We start from the raw sequence: 20,409 nt of genomic DNA, 5'->3' as shown, positions 1-20,409 counted from the left end.
GTGATGACGTGCTGCAACTTTGATTTCATTTACACTTTAATCTTAACGAAATCACCATGCTTGCGGGCGCCCTGCTATAATCGGCCCTCTTCGTTGTATTGGCTGCTGCCTCTGAAGAAACCGCCTTTTCGAAGGTGCGTTTTTCTTCGTCCCCTGAAAGCAGCCAAAAATGAGCACTACCGTATCGGCCAAACGCCTGGCCAAAGCCCTTGCCTCCCACAATATCTTCGCCGAACGCGAAGGCAATATCCTGCGTGTGCAGTCGACCTTGCGGTCCGACGTGCGCGCCGAAATCCTGCTGCCCGACAGCCTGCCGCTGGAAGCGAAAGCGGTCAGCCAGCTGCTGGCATTCGCCGGCATGCGCCATCCGCATGGCGGGCATGTCTGCCGCGCCTGCGCCACGCCCGATTTCCATCCCGGCGCGCCGGTACCGGTCGGCAGCATCCTCGTCACCAACCACGACTTCGTGGTGCCCGAATCGATCGGGCGCGACATCAACTGCGGCATGCGCCTGCACGTGCTCGATGTGCCGCTCGAGCGCTTTTTGGCGCACAAGGAGCGCCTGGTCGCCCTGCTCAAGGGCGACCTGCTGGAGGCGGCGCGCAACGTGCCGACCACGCCGGCGGCCATGACGGCGCTGTTTTCCGACGGCCTGGGCGCTTTCTGGCGCGCCATGCGCAACACGCGCGAGGGCCTGTTCGCGCACATCGACTTCGCCCAGGTCGAAGCGGAAACGGCGCGCCTGTTCGCGGCCTCGCACATCGCCGGCAACGCGCACTATGCGCCCGAAGCGCTGCAGGATACCCGCCGCGGCCTGCTGCGCGATCCGGGCCTGGCCACGCTGGGCGCCGGCAATCACTTCTGCGAGTTCCAGTACGTCTCGCAAGTGCTGGACCGCCACCGCGCCTTCGAGCTGGGCGTGCGGCCGGGCCAGCTGGCGCTGATGGTGCACAGCGGCTCGCGCGACGTCGGTTCGTACATCGGCACGCGCTGGATGGACCGCGCCAGGGCCGAGTGGCCATCGGGCGTCAAGCATCCGGAGTCCGGCCTGTACGGCCTGTGCGGGCCGCTGGCCGCCGAATACCTGACGGCCATGCACGCCGCCGCCCATTACGCCGACGCCAACCGGGCGCTGATCGTGGAACTGGTGCGCCAGCGCATCCGCCAGGTGTTCGGCGACCAGTCGATGCCGCTGGTGTGCGACGTGCCGCACAACATCGTGCTCAGTGAAGCGGGCGGCAATGTGCACCGCAAGGGCGCCACGCCCGCGCATGCCGGGCAGCCGCTGCTCATTCCCGGTTCGATGGGCGACGACTCGTACCTGCTCGACGGCCTCGGTCACGAACGCTGGGCCAGTTCGGCCAGCCATGGCGCGGGACGGGCGGTGTCGCGCATGGAGATGGCGTGGAAGTCGAAGCACGACGCGGGCGCGGGCACGCAGCGCCAGTTCGAGTGCATCACGCTGCGGGAGGAGCGCCGCATCGAAGAAGCGCCCGGGGCCTACAAGCCGATCGGACCGGTGATCGAATCGCAGGTGGAAGAAGGACTGGTGCGCCCGGTCGCCAAGCTGTCCCCGCTGCTGACCTTCAAGGCATGAACGTGGCGCCGAACCATTCGCCGCCGCCGCGATCCAAACAGGATCGCCTTGCAGGACTGTCATATGAACTACGCCAGCCACCCTCCTCCCGGCAGCGACGCCGCCGTCTACACCTGTCCGATGCATCCGCAGATTCGCCAGAGCGGGCCGGGCACCTGCCCGATCTGCGGCATGGCGCTCGAACCGCTCATGCCGACGCTGGACGACGACAATCCCGAGCTGCACGCCATGCAGCGGCGCTTCTGGCTGTCGCTGCCCCTGACCGTGCTGCTGGTAATCGTGGCCATGGGCGGGCACCGGCTGCTGCCGCCCGGATGGCCGCAGCACTGGATCGAACTGGTCCTGAGCACGCCGGTGGTGCTGTGGGCCGGCTGGCCCTTCTTCGTGCGCTGGCGCGACTCGCTGCGCAACCGCAGTCCGAACATGTGGACCCTGATCGGCACCGGCGTGGCGGCCGCCTACGGCTACAGCGTGGCGGCGACGGTCGCGCCGGGCATTTTTCCGGCCGCGCTGGCGGCCGATGGCATGGCTGGCGTGTATTTCGAGGCGGCGGCGGTGATCGTCTCGCTCACCTTGCTCGGCCAGGTACTCGAACTGCGCGCGCGGGCCCGGACCTCGCTGGCGATCAAGGCGCTGCTGGGGCTCGCCCCCGCCAGCGCGCACCGCCTGCGCGAGGACGGCGCCGAAGACGAGGTGCCGCTGGCCGATGTGCGGGTGGGCGACCGCCTGCGCGTGCGTCCCGGCGACAAAGTTCCGGTCGACGGGGTGGTGCTCGAAGGCGAGAGCGCCGTCGACGAATCGATGCTCACGGGCGAACCGGTCCCGGTCAGCAAGCGCCCGGGCCAGAAGCTGATCGGCGCCACCATCAATACCAGCGGCAGCCTGGTGATGCGGGCCGAGCAGGTCGGCACGCACACCGTGCTGGCGCGCATCGTCGAACTGGTGGCCAGTGCCCAGCGCTCGCGCGCGCCGCTGCAACGGCTGGCCGACGTGGTGGCGGGGTATTTCGTGCTGGCCGTTGCCGCCATCGCCGTGCTCACGCTGCTCGGCTGGGGATGGTTCGGCCCGCAGCCCGGCTGGGCCTACGGCTTTCTGAACGCGGTGGCGGTGCTGATCATCGCCTGTCCGTGCGCGCTCGGGCTGGCCACGCCGATGTCGGTCATGGCGGCCACCGGGCGCGCCGCCACGCAGGGCATCCTGTTCCGCGACGCGGCCGCCATCGAAGCGCTGCGCAAGGTCGATACCCTGATCGTCGACAAGACCGGCACCCTGACCGAAGGCAAGCCGGCCTTCGAGCGCGTGATCGCGGCGCCGGGCACCAGCGAGCAGGACGTACTGCGGCTGGCCGCCAGCCTGGACCAGGGGAGCGAACATCCGCTGGCCCAGGCGATCGTGCGCGAAGCGCGCCGGCGCGGCCTGCAACTGGCCACGCCCGAGAGGTTCGAATCGGCCAGCGGCATCGGCGTGCGCGGCAGCGTGGCGGGCCGCCGTCTGGCGCTTGGCAGCACGCGCCTGATGGAACAGGAACAGGTTGACTGGCTCGGCCTTGCGGCGCAGGCCGAAGCGCTGCGCCAGCAAGGCGCCAGCGTGATTTTCCTGGCGCTGGACGGACGCCTGGCCGGCCTGGTGGCGCTGGCCGATCCGCTCAAGGCCGGCACGCCGGAAGCCATGCGCGCTCTGCGCGATGCCGGCCTGCGCGTCATCATGGCCACCGGCGACGGCATGACGACGGCCAGGCACGTGGCGAACCAGTTGGACATCGGCGAGGTTGTCGGCGAAGCCCGGCCGGACACCAAGCTCGATCTGGTGGAACGGCTGCAGCAATCGGGCAAGGTGGTGGCGATGGCGGGCGACGGCATCAACGACGCGCCGGCGCTGGCCAGGGCCGATGTCGGCATCGCGATGGGCAGCGGCACCGATGTGGCCATCAACAGTGCCCATGTCACGCTGGTGAAGGGCGACCTGCGCGCGATTGCGCGGGCACGCCAGCTGTCGGTCGAGACGGTGCGCAATATGCGCCAGAACCTGGCCTTTGCCTTCCTCTACAACGCGCTGGGCATTCCGCTGGCGGCCGGCGTGCTGTATCCGTTCACGGGGCAATTGCTGTCGCCCATGGTGGCGGCGCTGGCGATGAGCCTGAGTTCAGTGTCGGTGATCGTCAACGCGCTGCGACTGCGTTCCCGGCGCGCATGACAGCGTCAGCCGTGCAAGGCGGGCATGCCGGCGGCCCAGCCAGCCGCCGGACGCATGGCGCGGCGGCGGCTGGTGTGACAGCTGGGCAACCGGCAGGCCCGCGTGCCGTCAGCAGCATTTACTGGACGGTCAGTTGCTTTCCGCCGCTGCCCGGCTTCTTGGGCAAGGTCAGTTCGAGCACGCCGTCACGGCAGGTGGCGCTCGCCTTCTCTTCGTCCACCTGCTGGGGCAGCGTGAAGCTGCGGTATTGCTGGCCACGGAAGCGCTCGCGCCACACGCTGCTGCCCTCCTTGTGCTCCTGCTCCTGGCTGACATCGGCGCTGATGGTGACTTCGTTGCCGTCGATGGCGACCTTGACGTCTTCCTTCTTGACGCCCGGCATGTCGGCCCGGACCACGAAGGCCTGGTCGGTCTCGCTGACGTCCATGCGGATGCGCTCGGTGTCGAACGCGCGCAGGGGGCGCATCAGGTCGAAGGCGTTGAAAAGACTGTCGAAACTGCGGAAAGGATCCATCCGGCTGATCGGGCCCACGGGGTCGAAACGGGTGAGATGACTGGCCATTGCGTTCTCCTTCAGTTTGGTTGTTCGGATTGGGGATTGTGGATCGGCGGCTGCGGCACGTGCCGCAGCCGCGCCACGTCAGGTATCCGATCATAGACGCTCAATCGTCGCGTTATCTGAGCCAGCTCAAACGCGTGCCACTTTGTCGCGTTGCGCACTTATGCCCGCGCAAGAGGAAATTCCCGCAGTGGCGTGGCGCGCACGCGCCGCGCGCTTGCGCCCCCGCGCTTGCGCCCACCCTTGCGCTAGCCCATGTATTGCCCGCCGTTGATGTCGAAGGTAGCGCCCGTGATGAATCCGGCGTCGTCGGATGCCAGGAACGCCGCCATGCGGCCGATATCGGCCGGGGTGCCCATCCTGCCGACGGGTATCCCGGCAACGATGCTCCGCAGTGTGTCGGGAGCCACGGCGGCGACCATATCGGTATCGCAGTAGCCGGGCGCGATGGCATTGACCGTGATATTCCTGGCGGCGTTTTCCAGCGCCAGCGCCCTGGTAAAGCCCAACACGCCCGCCTTGCCGGCGGCGTAGTTGGTCTGGCCCGCCTGTCCCTTGCGTCCGTTGACCGAGCTGATGTTGATAATGCGGCCGAAGCGCCGCTCGCGCATGCCGCCAACCACCTGGCGCGCCATGTTGAACATCGACCCGAGATTGGTTTGGACCACGTTCCACCACTGCTCGGGCGTCATGTTGTGCAGCATGGCGTCGGCGGTGACGCCCGCGTTGTTAACCAGGATATCGACCGGCCCCAGCTCGTACGCCACCTTCAGCACGCCAAGGCGGCAGGCGTGAAAATCGCCGACGTTCCACTTGTAGGCGGGAATGGAGGTGTCGTCCGTGAAGCGGAGCGCAGCGTCGGTGTCGCGCAGGTAGACCACGGCCGGGCGATGCCCGGCGTCGCGCAGGGCAATCGCAATGGCTCTGCCCAGCCCGCGCGTGCCTCCGGTGACGAGGGCGATACGTTGCATGGCGTCGCTCCCGGCGTCAGGCTGCCATGAACACCGGCAGCGTCATGGACTTGAGGACCGTCCGGGTGGCGCCGCCGAGCAAGAGTTCGCGCAGGCGCGAGTGGCCGTAGCAGCCCATGACCAGCAACTGCGCCCCGCGCTCGCCAGCCAGCGCCAGCAAGGCTTCGCCCGCGTCGCCGGCGCGTTCGCGCTGTATGACCTCGGCCCGTACCCCTTGGCGCGACAGGGTCTGGCCGAGGGCCGTGACCGGGCGCAGCTCGGCGCCCGCTTCGGACTCGAGCGCCGCGGTGTCGAAGATCGCCACATCGACCGCGCTGGCGCGCTGCAGCAGCGGCAGCGCGAAGCGCATGGCGCGCGCCGCCTCGCGGCTGCCGTTCCAGCCGAGCAGGATGCGCCGGATGGGCAAGGCCGGCGCCTGTGCGCGCGGCACAATCAGCACCGGCGTGCCGCTGTCCTTGGCAACCTCGGCCGCCAAGCCCGCGCCCTGCGACGCGCTGCCCTGGCTCAGGACGCACAGGTCGCAGTAGCGCGCCAGCGCGCTCAGGCTGCGGCCCGGCTCGTCATCGACCGCGCGCCGTTCGCTGCCGGCCAGCGTGAAGCTGGCCGCAACCCGCTCGAACTGGTCGAGTGCGCGCGCGGCGCGGTCACGCATGGTGTCGAGATAGGGCCTGATGGTGGGGGCGGCGCGGTCACGCATGGTGTCGAGATAGGGCCTGATGGTGGGGGCGGCGTAATTCATGGCAACCGTCTCGCGCAAAAAACGCGATACGCCGCTGCTGGCCAGGCCGATCAGATGGGCCTGCTCAACCCGCGCCAGCTCGGCCGCGAACGTGTAGCACGCTCCGGCATTGGGTATGTCGTCGACGTGCACGACAATCGTCTTGTAGCTCATGGTTCCCCCTCGCATCCCCAACCGCAAAGGCGCGGTTGGCCGCCCTGCTCCGCTTCCACTGTATGGCGCAGGTCAAGCGCGGGTTTGAGGGACATCAAGGTGCGCATCCGAACCAAACGGCGCGCGCGATGACGCACGCCGCCGGCGCTGCGTTTACGGGGCCATTACCTTGTCCGGCGTCATCGGCGTGCTGCGCACGCGGCGGCCGGTGGCGTGATAAATCGCGTTGCACACCGCCGCCGCCACGCCCACCTGGCCGATTTCGCCCACACCCTTGGCGCCCAGGCGGCTGACGATGCGGTCGTCCTCCTGCACGAACACGACGTCGATATCGTGGATATCGGCGTTGACCGACACATGATATTCGCCCAGGTTGTGGTTCATGAAGCGGCCGATGCGGTCGTCGGACTGGGTTTCTTCGTGCAGCGCCTGGCCGATGCCCCACACCACCCCGCCGATGATCTGGCTGCGCGCCGCCTTGGCGTTGATGATGCGCCCGGCCGCGATGGCGCTGACCACGCGCGTCACGCGCACGGTGCCGAAGGCTTCATCGACGCGCACTTCGACGAACACCGCCGAGTGCGTGGCGCGCATATAATTTTGCTGCTTGAGCACATTCGGCAGCATCATGTATTTTTCTTCGAGCCGCCCGGCGCCATCGAACGCCACAATCGCCCCCAGCGGCACCGCGTCGCTTGGGCCCGCGCGCAGGCGCAGCGCGCCCCCGGCAAATTCGGCATCCTCGAAGCGCGCCCTGGCGAACGGCGAATCGGGCATCTTGCGGGCCAGCTTGAACAGGCTCTTTTGCAGCTTCTCGCACACGCCCTGCACCGCCGAGCCGACCGTGGCCACGTGCGACGAGCCGCCTTCGACCGGTGCCACCGGCAGGGTCGAGTCGCCCAGCTGGAAGCGCACCCGTTCGAGCGGCATGCCCATGGCGTCGGCGGCGATGATGCACATCGCCGTGTAGGTGCCGGTGCCGATGTCGGTGGCGGCGCTGCTCACCACCAGCTTGCCGTCGGCGTGCAGCACGGCGCTGGCGCGCGCGAACATCTGCATCGCGTCCCACATGCCGGTCGCCATGCCCCAGCCGATCAACTCGTGGCCTTCGCGCATCGAGCGCACCTCGCCCGGGCGCCGGTCCCAGCCGAAGCGCCGCGCGCCCTGCTCGTAGCAGGCGCGCAGTTCCTTGGTCGAATACGGCAGGCCGTCGGTCGGATCGAGGTCGGCGTAGTTTTTCAGGCGCAGCGCCAGCGGATCCATTTTCAGTTCGTACGACAGTTCGTCCATCGCCACTTCGAGCGCGTGCACGCCGTGCGCCGCTCCCGGCGCGCGCATGTCGATGGGGCTGAAGCGGTCCAGCGCCACCAGTTTATAGCCGAGGCGGATATGCTCGCAGGCGTACAGCTGCCCGGACCAGTTGACCACCGCTTCCACGTAATCCTCGTTGCGCGACGTTTCGGCCAGCGCTTCGTGGATGATGGCCGTGAGCGTGCCGTCCGGGCGCGCACCGAGGCGCACGCGCTGGATGGTTTCGGGACGGTGTCCGAAGCTGAACATCTGCTGGCGCGTGAGCACCACCCGCACCGAGCGTTCCAGCTTGAGCGCGGCCATCACGGCCAGCGCCAGCTGGTACTGCGGGCGCAGGCCGGAACCGAAGGCGCCGCCCACGTACGGATTGCGCACCGTGACCTTGTCCCTGGACAGGCCGAACACGTGCGACACATACCAGCGGCTGTTCTGCGAGCTCTGGGTCTTGTCGTAGATGGTCAGGTGGCCGTCCGCCCCGCGCACCACCGTGGAGGCGAACATTTCGAGCGGGTTATGGTGTTCGACGCCGCTGTAATAATCGCCTTCCATCCGCACCAGCGCCTTGTCCCAGACTTCGTCGGCGAAGCCCTTCGGTTCGGGCGGCGGCGTGTAGCCGGCCTTCAGGCGGCTCGGCTTGTGGCTGCGTTCGACGTGGTCGAGCAGGCAGGTTTCGTGCGCTTCGGCCTCGTACGCGATCTCGACCAGCGAGGAGGCGTAACGGGCCGCCTCGAACGTTTCGGCCACCACCAGCGCCACCGGCTGGCCGCTGCTGTGGATCCTGTCGTCGTACAGAGGGCGGAAAGGCGAGCCGCCGGGAGCCGTCATGTCCTTGTAAAACAGGTCGAAGGAGCGCAGGCGCGGACGGTTCTCGTGGGTGACCACCTCGATCACGCCGGGAACGGCGAGCGCCATGCCCGCATCGATGGCGGCGATGCGCCCCTTGGTGATGGTCCCGCTGACGACCACGCCGTACAGCAGCGCCTCGGCCGGGTGTTCGGCGGCGTAGCGTGCCTGCCCGGTGACCTTGTCGCGGCCGTCGACGCGCGAGACGGCCATGCCGATGGTGACATGGCCGGTGCCTTCGTCGGCGACCGGGGTGCGCAGTGCAACAATGAGGTCGGTCACAGTGGCTCCTTGCCGGCGCTGTCGGCCGCTGCATGCATGTTGTCGATGGTGCCGGCGGCGGCCTGTTCGAGCGCGCGCACCACGGCGCGCCGTGCCATCGGAATCTTGAAATCGTTTTGTCCCTGTCCACGCGCGCCCGCCAGCAGCAGGTCGGCACAGGCCTCGAAGGCGGCGCTGCCGGCCTGCCGGCCAAGCAGCAGCTCCTCGGCGGCCGGCACGCGCCACGGTTTGTGGGCCACGCTGCCCAGGGCCACGCGCGCGGCGCGCACGGCGCCGTCCGGGCCGATGTCGAGGGCGGCGGCGACGGACACCAGGGCAAAGGCGTACGAGGCGCGGTCGCGGAACTTGAGGTAGGCCGAATGGGCCGCGAACTGCCCTGCCGGCGGCAGTTCGATGGCGTTGATCAGCTCACCGGGCAGCAGCGTGTTGTCGCGCTCGGGATTGGCGCCGGGCAGGCGGTGGAAGTCGGCAAAGTCGATGCGCCGTTCGCCCTGCTCCGAGCTGACGCGGACCACGGCGTCCAGCGCCGCCAGCGCCACGCACATATCCGACGGATGGGTCGCGATGCAATGCTCGCTCGCACCCAGGATGGCGTGCTGGCGCGTCAGGCCGCCGATGGCGGAACAGCCGCTGCCCGGTGCGCGCTTGTTGCAGGGCACGGCGATATCGTAAAAATAGTGGCAGCGGGTGCGTTGCAGCAGGTTGCCGCCATCGGTGGCCATGTTGCGGATCTGGGGCGAGGCGCCGGCCAGAATCGCCGCCGACAGCAGCGGGTAGCGGCTGCGCACCAGCGCGTGGTACGCGGTGTCGGCATTGCGCGCGGTGGCGCCGAGCAGCAGGCCGCCTTGGGCAGTCGCGGCGATGGCGTCGAGCGGCAGATTGTTGATATCGATCAGCGCCGCGGGGCGCATGACGCCCTCTTTCATCAGGTCGATCAGGTTGGTGCCGCCGGCGATGAAGGCGGCATTGCCGCCGGCGGCCTGGCGCAGCGCCTCGGCACTGGCCTGCGGCGCATGGAAAATGATCGGGTTCATGCGGGCACCGTGCCGGGAATATGAGGGCGGTCCGGATCGTCCTTGTGTTCGGCCAGGCCCATCACCTGCGTGACGGCGACGACGATCTGCGGATAGGCGCCGCAGCGGCAGACGTTGCCGCTCATCAGTTCGCGCACGTCGGCCACCGTGCGTGCTTCGCCTTCCTTCATCAGGCCGATGGCCGAACACAGCTGGCCCGGCGTGCAGTAGCCGCACTGGAAGGCATCGTGATCGATGAAGGCCTGTTGCAGCGGATGCAGCCGGTCGCCATCGGCCAGGCCTTCCACCGTGACGATGTCCTTGCCGTTTTGCATGACCGCCAGGGTCAGGCAGGCATTGATGCGCTTGCCGCCGACCAGCACGGTGCAGGCGCCGCACTGCCCGTGGTCGCAGCCCTTCTTGGTGCCGGTCATGCTCAGGCGCTCGCGCAGCAGGTCAAGCAGGGTGACCCAGGCTTCCACCTCGAACTGCCGCTGTTCGCCATTGATGCGCAGACTGATGGGATAGGTAGCGGCGGCGGGCGGGCGCGCGGCGTTGGTGTGTGCGTCCATGGGATCGTCTACTCAGCTTGTGCGGGAGTTAACTTTATCCAGAATGCACTGTTTTATCTGTTAGCGAACGAACGCTCGTAAATAACGGTAAATAATTTTTGTGTCGTATCGGTCACATTTTTGGGGAGAGCCGCATGGCCGGCTCAGCCGCAGCTTCCCTTGATATTGTTGTGGAAATGGAACTGCTCCCACTCGGTAAGGCGGCGTGTCGCCGCGCCCAGGAGCACCCGTTCGGCCACGGCGACGGGAACGTCCGACGCGCGGAAATACGCAAGCGCCACCTGGCGGCTGAGAGTGCGGTCGTACGTGACGCCAAGGTCGACCAGCAAGGACAAGCCGCTATTGTCGCATTGGCGGCGATCGGGAGCATTCAATTTGTCAGCCTTTCTGGTCGGGTTTCACTACCCTTTTTTACATTAACCGAGATTTATCCCGTTCACAAATAGTGCTTTTCTATTGATGATTTCCCAACTTGAAAATGTACAACAATTTCTTGACACCATTGGTTCAGTTGATCACACGACTGTTGCCTAACTGTGTTGGCGCACTTCATGAAGCAGTGATAAATTTGCCACTTTTGGTAACCGGGGAGGCGCGATGGAACGCTATGAACGTCACTTCGTATCTCAGCGAATTGGCAGAGCGGTTGGTGCGGTGGAGTTTGATGGGGCCGGGTTGGGCGTGGTGGAAATCAGGGCAACGGATGCGCCGGCGCGGATGTCGTTTTCGTTCACATTGGCAGGCAGCACGGATGAGCAGCAGGCAACGCCGGTGCTGGCCGAAGTGCTGTTGAGGACAGCGATATCCCAGGTTCACAAGGAGCTCCTCAAGCCCCGGCAGCCGATCGGGACGGACGGGCACCGCTGCCTGTCGAATGCGTGCGCGCCCTGGATCGGCGACCTCGAGGTGGCGCCGTACGGCGGCGCGACGTCCGGCTATGCCTCCCAGGCGGAGCGCGAGGGAGGATAGCGCAGCAGGGACGTCCAGACAGACACCCGTCTCAGTGGCGCGCGTCCCGGCCGTCGCCGTGACTGTGACTGAGCGTTTCCACCGGTGCGCTGGCGCCGTTCACGCCTTCAAAAAAGAAGGGCTTGCGCGCTTTCGGAGTGGCGCCGACCTCGTTCATGGTCGCCGTCTCGTACACCCGGCCCCCGATCATCACGTGGGTCAGCCGGTCCGAGCTGCGGATGTCCGTCACCACATCGCCGTCGATGATCGCCAGGTCGGCCAGCTTGCCCACTTCGAGCGATCCGACATCCTTGTCCAGTCCCAGGTAACGCGCGCCGTTGAGGGTGGCGGCGCGGATCGCTTCGAGCGGGGTCATGCCGCCGTTGACGAGCGACCACATCTCCCAGTGCGCGCCCAGTCCTTCGCGCTGGCCGTGGGCGCCGATGTTGACCGGCACGCCCACCCGCTGCAAGGCGGTGGCCGTGCGCGCCACGCGGTGCACATTGAAGTCTTCTTCCGGCGCCGTCTCGCGCCGGATGCTGCGTGGTTCGAGCACCGCGCGCGGCACGTAGCGCGACAGGATCGGATGGCGCCACACATCGGTGCGCGCGTACCAGTAGTGCTCGCCATCGAGGCCCCCGTAGGACACGACCAGGGTCGGCGTGTAGCCTACTTTTGTCTGCGACCACAGCTGCCTGACGTCGTCATAGGCGTTTTCCACCGGCAGCGAGTGCTCGACGCCGGTGTGACCGTCCACCACCATCGTCATATTGTGCTGGAACAGCGAGCCGCCTTCGGGCACCACCATCATGCCCGTCTGGCGCGCCGCTTCCAGGATTTGCTGGCGCTGCTCGCGGCGCGGCTGGTTGTAGCTCTTGACGCTGATCGCCCCGCCCGCCTTGAGGCGGCGCACGTGCGTCAGCGCATCGTCCAGGCTATCGACGGGCGCGCTGAAATTGCCCTTGGCGCCGTACAGGATCGTGCCGGTCGAATAGATGCGCGGCGCCACGATCTGGCCGCTGCGCTGCAGCTCGCCGTGGGTGAAGATGGTGCCGGTGTCGTTGGACGGGTCGTGCACGGTGGTCACGCCGAAGGCCAGGCCGGCGTAGTCGACCCAGCTTTGCTGCGGCACGATGCCGTCCTCGCCCATCGCGCCGTGCCAGTGCGCGTCGACCAGCCCCGGGATGATGCTCTTGCCGCTGGCGTCGATGCGGGTCGCACCAGGCGGCACGGCAACGTCGGCCGCCTTGCCGATGGCGGCGATGCGCTTGTCGCGGATGACGATGCGGCCGTTCTCGATGACTTCGTCGCCCTTCATGGTCACGATGCGCGCGCCATCGATGACGACCGTGGCGCGCGGCGAGCTTGAAGGCGCGCGAAAGCCGATCTTCACGCCAGGCTGGGCCGCCAGTGCGGTCATGCGCAGCTTTTCCTTCTTGGGGTCCGGGTCGGCCGGGGCAAAGGTGTTTTTAAGCGCGCGCGTGAACAGCTGGTCGCCCAGCGAATAATGCAGCGCGCTGCTGTCGCCCGACCAGTGCAGGTAGTCGCCGGCATCGGCATCGAGCTGGCGCACCGGCAAGGCTTCGGCCTTTTCGCCGATGGTGATGACCTTGCCGGCCAGCGGCAGCGGCGCCACCCAGGTGTGGAAACGCTCGCCGTAAGCGAGCCAGGCGCCGTCCGGCGACAGGCTGAAACTGGTCACGAATTCGCCCTTGGCGATGGGGTGCTCTTCGTATTTGTCGAGGCGGATGCGCACCAGCGAGGTCATCGCATCGACTTCGCCCGTGCTGGCCGTGCGCGTGACGTATACATGGTTGCCGTCGGCGGCGTATTGCGGCGCGCGCCCATCGTCGGTCACCAGCACCGGTTTGCCCCTGCCGTCGCTGGCGACCTTGTAGACGCCCGTGTCGAGCCCATGCCACGGGCTGAGCAGGAAGCGGCCCTGGCTCTTGACGTAGACCACATCCTTGCCGTCGGGCGAGAACGCCGGCTCCAGGTATTTGCCGGGCGCCGTGGTCAGGGTGGTTTCCTTGCCGCTTTTCAGGTCGAGCGTGCGGATCGAGCCCAGCTTCTCGTCGTCCCAGGTGGCGAAGACGATGCGCTGGCCGTCGCGCGAGAACTTGGGGAAGTATTCAAAGTGGTCGCCCTGGCGCGTCAGGCGCCGCGGCTCGCCGTTGGGCAAGTCGCGCACATACAGATGACCGAGCGCGGAGTAGACCACCTTATTGCCCTGCGGCGCCACGTTGACCCAGCGCAGCTGGCGCACGTCGAACTGGTCCGGTGCGACGGCGTGGGCAAAGCGCAGCGCCTCGCGCACCTCGCGCGTGTCCTTGACGTGGAATGGAATCTCCCTGGCCGACTTCGCAAACGGATCGACGCGCCAGATCTTGCCCTTGGCCCAGACCACGATCTCCTTGCTGCCCGGCATCCAGCTAAATGCGGGATACACGCCGTGGATGGCCCAGGCTTCCTGCAGGTCACGTTCCAGCCCATCCCAGACCGGTGTTTCGATGCCGCTGGCGAGGTCTTTCAGGAACAGGGTCGATTGATTGCGCACCCGGCGCACGAAGGCCAGGTATTTGCCGTCCGGCGACGGGGTCGGCCGCACCGCGCCGCCCGGTCCGCTGACGAAGGGCTTGGTTTTTTCTTCTTTCAGGTCGCGCCGGAAGATCTGGTAGATCTGCGCGTTCGAATTCTTGTTGTACTCGAACACCGTGCCGGCGGTCGTATCCTGCGAGTAGTAGATGTAGCGTCCGTCCGGCGAAAACGCGGGCTCGCCCAGGTCCTTCTGCCAGTTCGGCTTTTCGTTGAGCTGCACCCCGCCGCCGTGGGTATGGAACATCCAGATTTCGCCGGAGCCGAGCGAGCGCGTGCCGGAATAATGCTTGCGCGCGGCGATGAACTTGCCGTTCGGATGCCACACCGGGTTGTTCAACAGACGGAATTTCTCCTTGCTCACTTCGCGCGCGCCGCTGCCGTCGACATTCATGATCCAGATATTGTCGCCGCCGGCCGCGTCCGACATGTAGGCCAGCTGCTTGCCGTCCGGCGAAAAGCGCGCCTGCATTTCCCAGGCCACCGAATGGGTCAGCGGCTTCGCTTCGCCGCCGGCAACCGGCAACAGGTACAGGTCGCCCAGCAGGTCGAACACGATGTGCTTGCCGTCGGGGCTGACGTCGACGCTCATCCAGGTGCCGCTGGCGGTATCGATCTTGACGGTGCCGGCTACGCCGGGGGGATTGTTGACGTCCCACTTTTTCTTGTCGGCGTCGTCGTCGGCGCTGGCCCACGAAGTGATTGAGGCCAGGATGGCGGCCAGGACGGTTGCGCGAATTGGGTGCATGCGGCTCTGAGTGGAATGGGTTGACGGTGCGGCGGCGCGCTTGGGCGCTGCCTGTGAGCCACCGATTCTACGATGAGGAAGACGCGCCCGGCAAACCTTCGCGCGCCCCGGTGCAGTGTAAAGACGCACGGATGCGACAAGGTGCCGCTATCGCATGCGCGCCGGGCGCGCGCAAGGTCGTGCACCGTCAAAGCAGGCGCAGTTCGCGCGCCCGCGCAATCGCGGCCGTGCGGCTGCCGACTTGCAGCTTCTGGTAGATATTTCTCAAATACCATTTGGCCGTCCCTTCCGAGATGCCCATCTGCACGGCCACGCGCCGGTTATCCAGGCCGCATTGCACCAGTTTCAAAATCTCGACCTCGCGCGCGCTGATCACCGCCGCGCCGAGTGCGGCGCCGAAGGCCCGCGTGCTGGCCACGGCGAAATTGCACGCGCTGAGCAGGCTGCCCAAGCCATCCTGCGCCGCCAGCGGCGTGCGCCGGCGCAGCTCCTCCAGCACCGCCCGTACTTCCGGCCCCTCGTCCACGATCGAGCGGCACAAGCCGCCGGCGCTGGCCAGTCCGACCGCCGTGTCGAGCACGGCGCAGGCGTCGTCCATCCTGCCGGTCTGCTGCAGCAGCACGCTTTTCAGCGCCAGCAGGCGCACCGTCAGGCGCACGCGCTGCTGTTTGCGCGTCTGCACCAGCAAGTCGTCGATCGCCAGGCCCAGTCCCTGCAGGCGCCCGGTGGCCAGGCGCAGGCGCAGTTCGATCAGCACCAGGTCCGACGAGCGCGCCAGCGCACCCGCCTCGCCCGGCTGCGCCGGATCGATCCCGGCGCCGCGCCCGACCTTGAGCGCGTCGTCGATGCGGCCCTGCTGCAGGTAGACGCGCACGCGCTCGCCCTGCAAGGCCACGGTCAGGCGCGGCAGGCTGCGCTCGCGGCCGAGCGCGAGGCCCTCCGACAGGCAGGCATCGGCCGCCTCGCCCTGCTGATCGAAGCGCAGCACGCGCGAGGACGTCAAATACGCAGCGATAAAATTGGTCACCAGGCCGTACCTGGACGACATGCCGAAGGCGCTGGCCAGCACCTTGCGCGCAAGGTCGACCTGGCCGCACTCGTACGCGGCATCGGCCAGTTGAATGCCGGTGTTGGCGGCAATGATCGAATAGCGCCCCAGCTCGCGGCAATTTTCCTCGTACAGGGCGGCCAGGCCCCGTTCGGCCTCGCGCGCCTGGCCGCGTTCGAGCGCGATCACGTAGCGCATGCGGCGGCAGCCGGCCACGCCCGCATAATAATCGCAGCGTTCGTAAAACGCCTGCGCGCTCTCGCCCAGCGCCAGGGCTTCGCGATAATCGTGTTCGATGAAGGCGAAGCACGCCGCCGCCAGCTTGACGCGTGCGATGTCGAGCGGATTGCCGGTGCTCTCCCATTGCGCGCCCCAGGTCCGTTTGCTTTCGCGCACGCGCTCGACCCGGTTGCTGAACACATGGAACATGTACCAGCAGATCTGCAGGTCGCCCAGGATGGCCGCATCGATCGCGTCCTTGCCGTCGTAGACACTGACCGCATAGCGCAGCGCCAGGTCCGACTCGATCGCCAGCAGCGCGCTTTGCGCTTCGCGCAGGCGCCCGCTCCACATCACCGAGCGCACATACGACAGGCGCAGCGTGATGCGCTCGAACAGGGTCTCCTCCGGCAGGCGCTGATACCAGCGGATCACCTGATCGTGCTCGCCGCGGCGCTGCGTGACATCCTCGACGCAGCGCTCGATCAGGTCCGCCGCCAGATTCACGTCGCCGCTCTGGAAGGCGCAGCGGATCGCCTCGTCGCGCAGCCCTTCGCGCGCGAACCAGGCACTGGCCGCGCGGTTGGCCAAGCACACCTGGTCGGGCGCGCCGGCGGCGGTGGCGCCGCGCAGATAGTCCGACAACAGGTGATGGTAGCGAAACCACTGCCCGCCGTCGTCGAGCGCAATCAGGAACAGGTTGTGGGCGCGGATCCACGCCATCGTCGCGCCGGCGTCGTGCTGCCCCAGCGCCTCGCTGCACAGCGCCAGCGAAAAACGGTCGAACAAGGCCGTCAGGCTCAGAAAGCGCATGACGGTCGGCGGCACCTGCGACAGCACCGCTTCGAGCAGATAGGCGCTGACGTCGCAGTCGGCGCCGGAAAATTCATCGATGAAGGCGGCGCCGCGGCCGTCGGCCTGCAGCGCCATCGCCACCAGCTGCAAGCCGGCGGCCCAGCCCTCGGTGCGCTCGAACAAGGTGCGCACCTGGTCGGCGTCCAGCGCCGGCAACTGCGCCGCGTGCAGGAAGCACGCCGTTTCGTCCAGGGTCAGACTCAGTTCGGCGGTGCCGATGTCGGCCAGCACCTGCTGCCGGCGCAGGTCATCCATGGTGGACGGCAGCCGGTAGCGGCTGGCGATCAGCACGCGCAGGCAGTCCGGGCTCACGCTCAGCAGCCATGCCAGCACCGCGTGGATGGCCGGATTGTCGATCAGGTGATAATCGTCGAGGAACAGCGCCAGCGGCGTGGCGCGCGCGGCCAGGTCCTCGCACACCGAACGCAGAATCGCCTTGAGCGCGTCGACATTGGCCTCGCACACGTCGGCCAGCCGGTACTCGCCGATGCCGGGCAGCGCGCGCTGGGCCGCTTCGATCACATACTGCAAAAAGCGCGCCGTGTCGTTATCTTCCGGATCCAGGTTCACCCAGCAGGTGGTGCAGCCGTCCGCATCGAGCGCGCGGGCCAGTTTCAGCAGCGAGGTGGTCTTGCCGAAACCGGCGGGCGCGCTCAGGCACACCACGCGCCGCTCCAGGGCCGCCGCCAGCGCGCGGTCGAGGCGCGCCAGCGCCACCGGTTCGCCCGCCACCGACGGCGGGCGGAACTTGGTTTCGATGAAGCGCCCTTCCGGACGCGGCGCGCGCGCCATCGTCAAGGCTGGATCGGGTATGGCCATCTGGTCACAGCAGGTTCAGGCTGCGTGCGCGCGCGACGGCGCTGCTGCGGTTGCGTACCGCCAGCTTGGCGAAGATATTATGCAGATGCCACTTGACCGTCCCTTCCGAGACGAACAGCTGCGCGGCCAGCTCGCGGTTGGCCAGCCCGCGTTCGGCCAGTTTGAGCACCTGCACCTCGCGCGGCGACAGGGCATGCGCCTCCGGCGCCGCAGCCGGTGCCGCCTGGTCCGGCGCGGCGCCGGCCGCCGTGCCGCAGGCGGCCAGCACCTGCGCCAGGTAGTCCGGCGTCACCAGGCGCGCATCGCGCCGGTGCGACTGCGACTGCCACGCGCCGTGACCGGCGACGATGGCGCGCACGTGAGGAGCCTCGTCGGCGATCGAGCGGCACAAGCCGCCCTCGTCGCCGATCAGCAGCGCCTCATGGATGGCCGCTCCCGCTTCTTCGTGTTCGGCCCGTCCGCCGTGGTAGCGCGCCTGCAGGCACAGAAGCTTGACCAGCATGCGCATACGCCCCTGGAGACGCGCGCGCGCGGTCAGTTCCTGGAGCCGGGCGGCGATGGCATCGGCATCGCTGGCGCCCTGCGCCAGGCGCAGCCGGATGCGCGCGATGCCGACCGCGACTTCCTCGGCCTCGCCACGGCCGTGGCCAGCCGGTCCGGCCGCCGCATCGATGGCATCGAGCGCGCTTTCGTGGCTGGCCGCCAGCGCCACGTCGTCGCGCAGCAGCGCCAGCCGGATGCGCTCGGCCATCAGGATGCGCGCCAGGCGCAGCTGCTTGCACTGCAGGGCGCCGGCCACGCCGTTCGCCAGCACCGCGTCGGCGGCGCCGGCCTGGCCCTGCACGCACAGCAGGCGCGCGCGGGTCAGGTAGGCGGCCATGTAGTCTTCCAGCAGTCCGAAACCGCTGGGAAGCGCGCTGCCCTCGCCGTCCGCCGGCAGGACCGGATCGGTCGGAATCGTCAGCGCGCTGTCGAGCGCCGCATCGGCCGCATCGATCTTGTTCAGTTCATAGGCCGCCTGCGCCAGATGCACGCCGGTGTGCGAGGCCACCATCGAATCGGCGCCGAGCCGGGCGCGGTTGGTCAGGTACAGCGCCGCCAGCACCCGTTCGGCCTCGCGCGCCTGGCCTTGTTCGAGCCGGATGATGCTGATGAAACGCTCGGTCCACACCACGCCGGAATAGAAATCGGCGGCGGCGTAAAAGGTCTCGGCGCTCTGGTAAGACTGTTCGGCGACGGCGTAATCGTGCGCCACGAAGGCGCTGTAGCCGATCGCGATATGCGCGCGCGCGATATCGGACGGCGGCGCCGACGGCCCCCAGCGCACCAGCCACGCGCGGCTGCGGCTGGCCGCCAGCGCGGTCTTGTCCTGGAACGCATACAGCAGGCACCACAGCATCTCCATGCTGCACAGGGCGGCGGCGGCGCCGGGCACGGGAGGGCCGCTCCCCAAGTCGTATTCCAGCTCGGCCAGCGCGTTTTCGGCCTGCTCGAAGCGGTTGTTCCAGATGCTTGAGCGGATGAAGGTCAGGCGCAGCTGCACGCGCTGGGTCAGCAAACGGTAAGGGACCGCCGACATCCAGCGCAGCAGGGTGTCGAAACCGGCGCGGCCGCGGATCAGTTCATCGACACAGCCCGCGATCAGGTCGATCGCACGCGTGCTGTCGTCGCCGGCCAGGGCATAGCGGATCGCTTCATCGTTGGCGCCGGCGCGCTCGCACCAATGGCTGGCGGCGCGGTAGTCGGCGCGCGCCGCGCCGGCGTCCGTGTCCAGGTAGCGCTTGCGCAGGTGGTCGCTCAGCAGATGGTGATAGCGAAACCACTGGCCGCGCCGGTCGAGCGGAATCAGGAACAGGTTATGCGCGCCGATCCAGTCGATCAGTTCCGGCGCGTCGCGCAGCGCCAGCGCATCCTGGCAAAAGCTGCTCGAAAAACGGTCGAACAAGGCCGTGCGCGACATGAACTGGTCGACGTGGGGCGGCAGGCGCGCCAGCACCGCGTTCATCAGGTACGACGCGATATCGTGCGCGCTGCCCGAAAAATCGCGGATGAAGCGTTCGCGGTCGCCGGCATTTTGCAGCGCGATGGCGGCCAGCTGCAGCCCCGCCGCCCAGCCTTCGGTGCGTTCGTACAGCACGCCGCCGTGAGCCGCATCGAGCGTACCCGCCCCCACCACGCCCATGAAGGCGCACGCTTCGTCGCGCGTCAGGCTCAGGTCGGCCGCGCCAAGGTCGGCCACCCCGCCGCACAGGCGCAGGCGGCTCAGTTTCAGGGGAATCCGGCTGCGCGATCCGATATACAGGGTCAGCTGGACCGGGCTGACCGCCAGCACCCAGTCCATCAGCTCGTGCACGGCCGGGTTGGTGATGACATGGTAGTCGTCGAAAAACAGCGCCACGTCGCAGCTCTGGTGCGCCAGGCGGTTGCACATGGCCAGCAGTTGCGCGCGGCCCGTGGCGTGCGCGGTGGCGCTGGCCGCCGGGGCGTGCGCGGCGGCCAGCGCGGCCGTCATGTGGTCCAGGAAGCGCTCGACATCGTTGTCGGCTTCGTCGAGATTGATCCAGCAGGTGCCCACCGCGCGCGCTGCCAGCGCGGCCAGCTGCTGCGCCATGGTCGTGCTCTTGCCGAAACCGGCCGGGGCGGTCAGGCACACGATGCGGGCGGCCGTCACCGCCGCGATGCGCTCATGCAGACGCGGAACGGGGAAAAACCGGGCCGGCAATGCCGGCGGATGAAATTTCGATTCGTTTTGCATGAGACGGGCGAGCGATAACACAGAACTGGCGGCTGCATATGCCACCGCCAAATCGTGAACCATGACGGTTAGATTTGTGACAATTGCATTCCATATTAACCGAAAAGCATCTGACGAAAAGGGGGAATTGTTACTTTTTCACCGCTCAGGCTCGTGCGGCATGCACAATTGCCCACCAGGATGATTCAT

Annotated in this window: 13 protein-coding genes; 3 read left to right on the top strand and 10 right to left on the bottom strand. The window is 67.6% G+C overall.

Annotation, left to right across the window (positions count from 1 at the left end; translation table 11 throughout):
* Nucleotides 1–169: 169 nt before the first annotated feature.
* Both RBA41_RS22205 and RBA41_RS22200 read left to right on the top strand, forming a co-directional pair.
* Entirely contained in the window at nt 170–1,597 is a 1,428-nt protein-coding gene (locus RBA41_RS22205; RefSeq protein ID WP_306626426.1) for an RtcB family protein, read from the top strand.
* A 63-nt stretch (nt 1,598–1,660) separates the two neighbouring features.
* Nucleotides 1,661–3,790, top strand: a complete 2,130-nt coding sequence (locus RBA41_RS22200) for a copper-transporting P-type ATPase (RefSeq protein ID WP_306626425.1) — start codon at nt 1,661–1,663, stop codon at nt 3,788–3,790.
* 118 nt (nt 3,791–3,908) lie between these two features.
* Here the strand turns inward: RBA41_RS22200 and RBA41_RS22195 are convergent, their stop codons facing one another.
* From RBA41_RS22195 to RBA41_RS22165, 7 genes are all read right to left on the bottom strand, one after another.
* The gene (locus RBA41_RS22195; RefSeq protein ID WP_306626424.1) at nt 3,909–4,352 is read right to left on the bottom strand and encodes an Hsp20/alpha crystallin family protein; all 444 of its coding nucleotides are present in this window, start codon (nt 4,350–4,352) and stop codon (nt 3,909–3,911) included.
* 245 nt (nt 4,353–4,597) lie between these two features.
* Entirely contained in the window at nt 4,598–5,320 is a 723-nt protein-coding gene (phbB, locus tag RBA41_RS22190; RefSeq protein WP_306626423.1) for an acetoacetyl-CoA reductase, read from the bottom strand.
* Nucleotides 5,321–5,336: 16 nt separating this feature from the next.
* Nucleotides 5,337–6,212, bottom strand: coding sequence for a universal stress protein (locus RBA41_RS22185; RefSeq protein ID WP_306626422.1), 876 nt, complete (start codon nt 6,210–6,212; stop codon nt 5,337–5,339).
* Between the two features lie 153 nt (nt 6,213–6,365).
* On the bottom strand, nt 6,366–8,648 hold the full coding sequence (locus RBA41_RS22180) for a xanthine dehydrogenase family protein molybdopterin-binding subunit (RefSeq protein ID WP_374709586.1): 2,283 nt from the start codon (nt 8,646–8,648) through the stop codon (nt 6,366–6,368).
* Entirely contained in the window at nt 8,645–9,682 is a 1,038-nt protein-coding gene (locus RBA41_RS22175; RefSeq protein WP_306626421.1) for an FAD binding domain-containing protein, read from the bottom strand. Before RBA41_RS22175 ends, RBA41_RS22180 begins: the two co-directional genes overlap by 4 nt.
* A complete protein-coding gene (locus RBA41_RS22170; RefSeq protein ID WP_306626420.1) occupies nt 9,679–10,233 on the bottom strand; it encodes a (2Fe-2S)-binding protein in 555 nt (184 codons plus the stop codon). Before RBA41_RS22170 ends, RBA41_RS22175 begins: the two co-directional genes overlap by 4 nt.
* Nucleotides 10,234–10,376: 143 nt before the next feature.
* On the bottom strand, nt 10,377–10,607 hold the full coding sequence (locus RBA41_RS22165; protein WP_306626419.1) for a hypothetical protein: 231 nt from the start codon (nt 10,605–10,607) through the stop codon (nt 10,377–10,379).
* A 223-nt stretch (nt 10,608–10,830) separates the two neighbouring features.
* On the opposite strand from RBA41_RS22165, the gene RBA41_RS22160 reads away from it, so the two are divergent.
* A complete protein-coding gene (locus RBA41_RS22160) occupies nt 10,831–11,202 on the top strand; it encodes a hypothetical protein (protein ID WP_306626418.1) in 372 nt (123 codons plus the stop codon).
* Between the two features lie 31 nt (nt 11,203–11,233).
* Here RBA41_RS22160 and RBA41_RS22155 read toward each other — a convergent pair whose 3' ends face one another.
* The 3 genes from RBA41_RS22155 to RBA41_RS22145 form a co-directional block, all read right to left on the bottom strand.
* Nucleotides 11,234–14,524, bottom strand: coding sequence for an amidohydrolase family protein (locus RBA41_RS22155; RefSeq protein ID WP_306626417.1), 3,291 nt, complete (start codon nt 14,522–14,524; stop codon nt 11,234–11,236).
* A 187-nt stretch (nt 14,525–14,711) separates the two neighbouring features.
* A complete protein-coding gene (locus RBA41_RS22150) occupies nt 14,712–17,465 on the bottom strand; it encodes a winged helix-turn-helix domain-containing protein (RefSeq protein WP_306626416.1) in 2,754 nt (917 codons plus the stop codon).
* A 4-nt stretch (nt 17,466–17,469) separates the two neighbouring features.
* On the bottom strand, nt 17,470–20,220 hold the full coding sequence (locus RBA41_RS22145; RefSeq protein WP_306626415.1) for a winged helix-turn-helix domain-containing protein: 2,751 nt from the start codon (nt 20,218–20,220) through the stop codon (nt 17,470–17,472).
* Nucleotides 20,221–20,409 lie beyond the last annotated feature (189 nt).

This window comes from Massilia scottii (genome assembly GCF_030846495.1).
GTDB lineage: Bacteria > Pseudomonadota > Gammaproteobacteria > Burkholderiales > Burkholderiaceae_D > Telluria_A > Telluria_A violaceinigra.
This window is presented reverse-complemented; position numbering and strand designations above follow the sequence as displayed.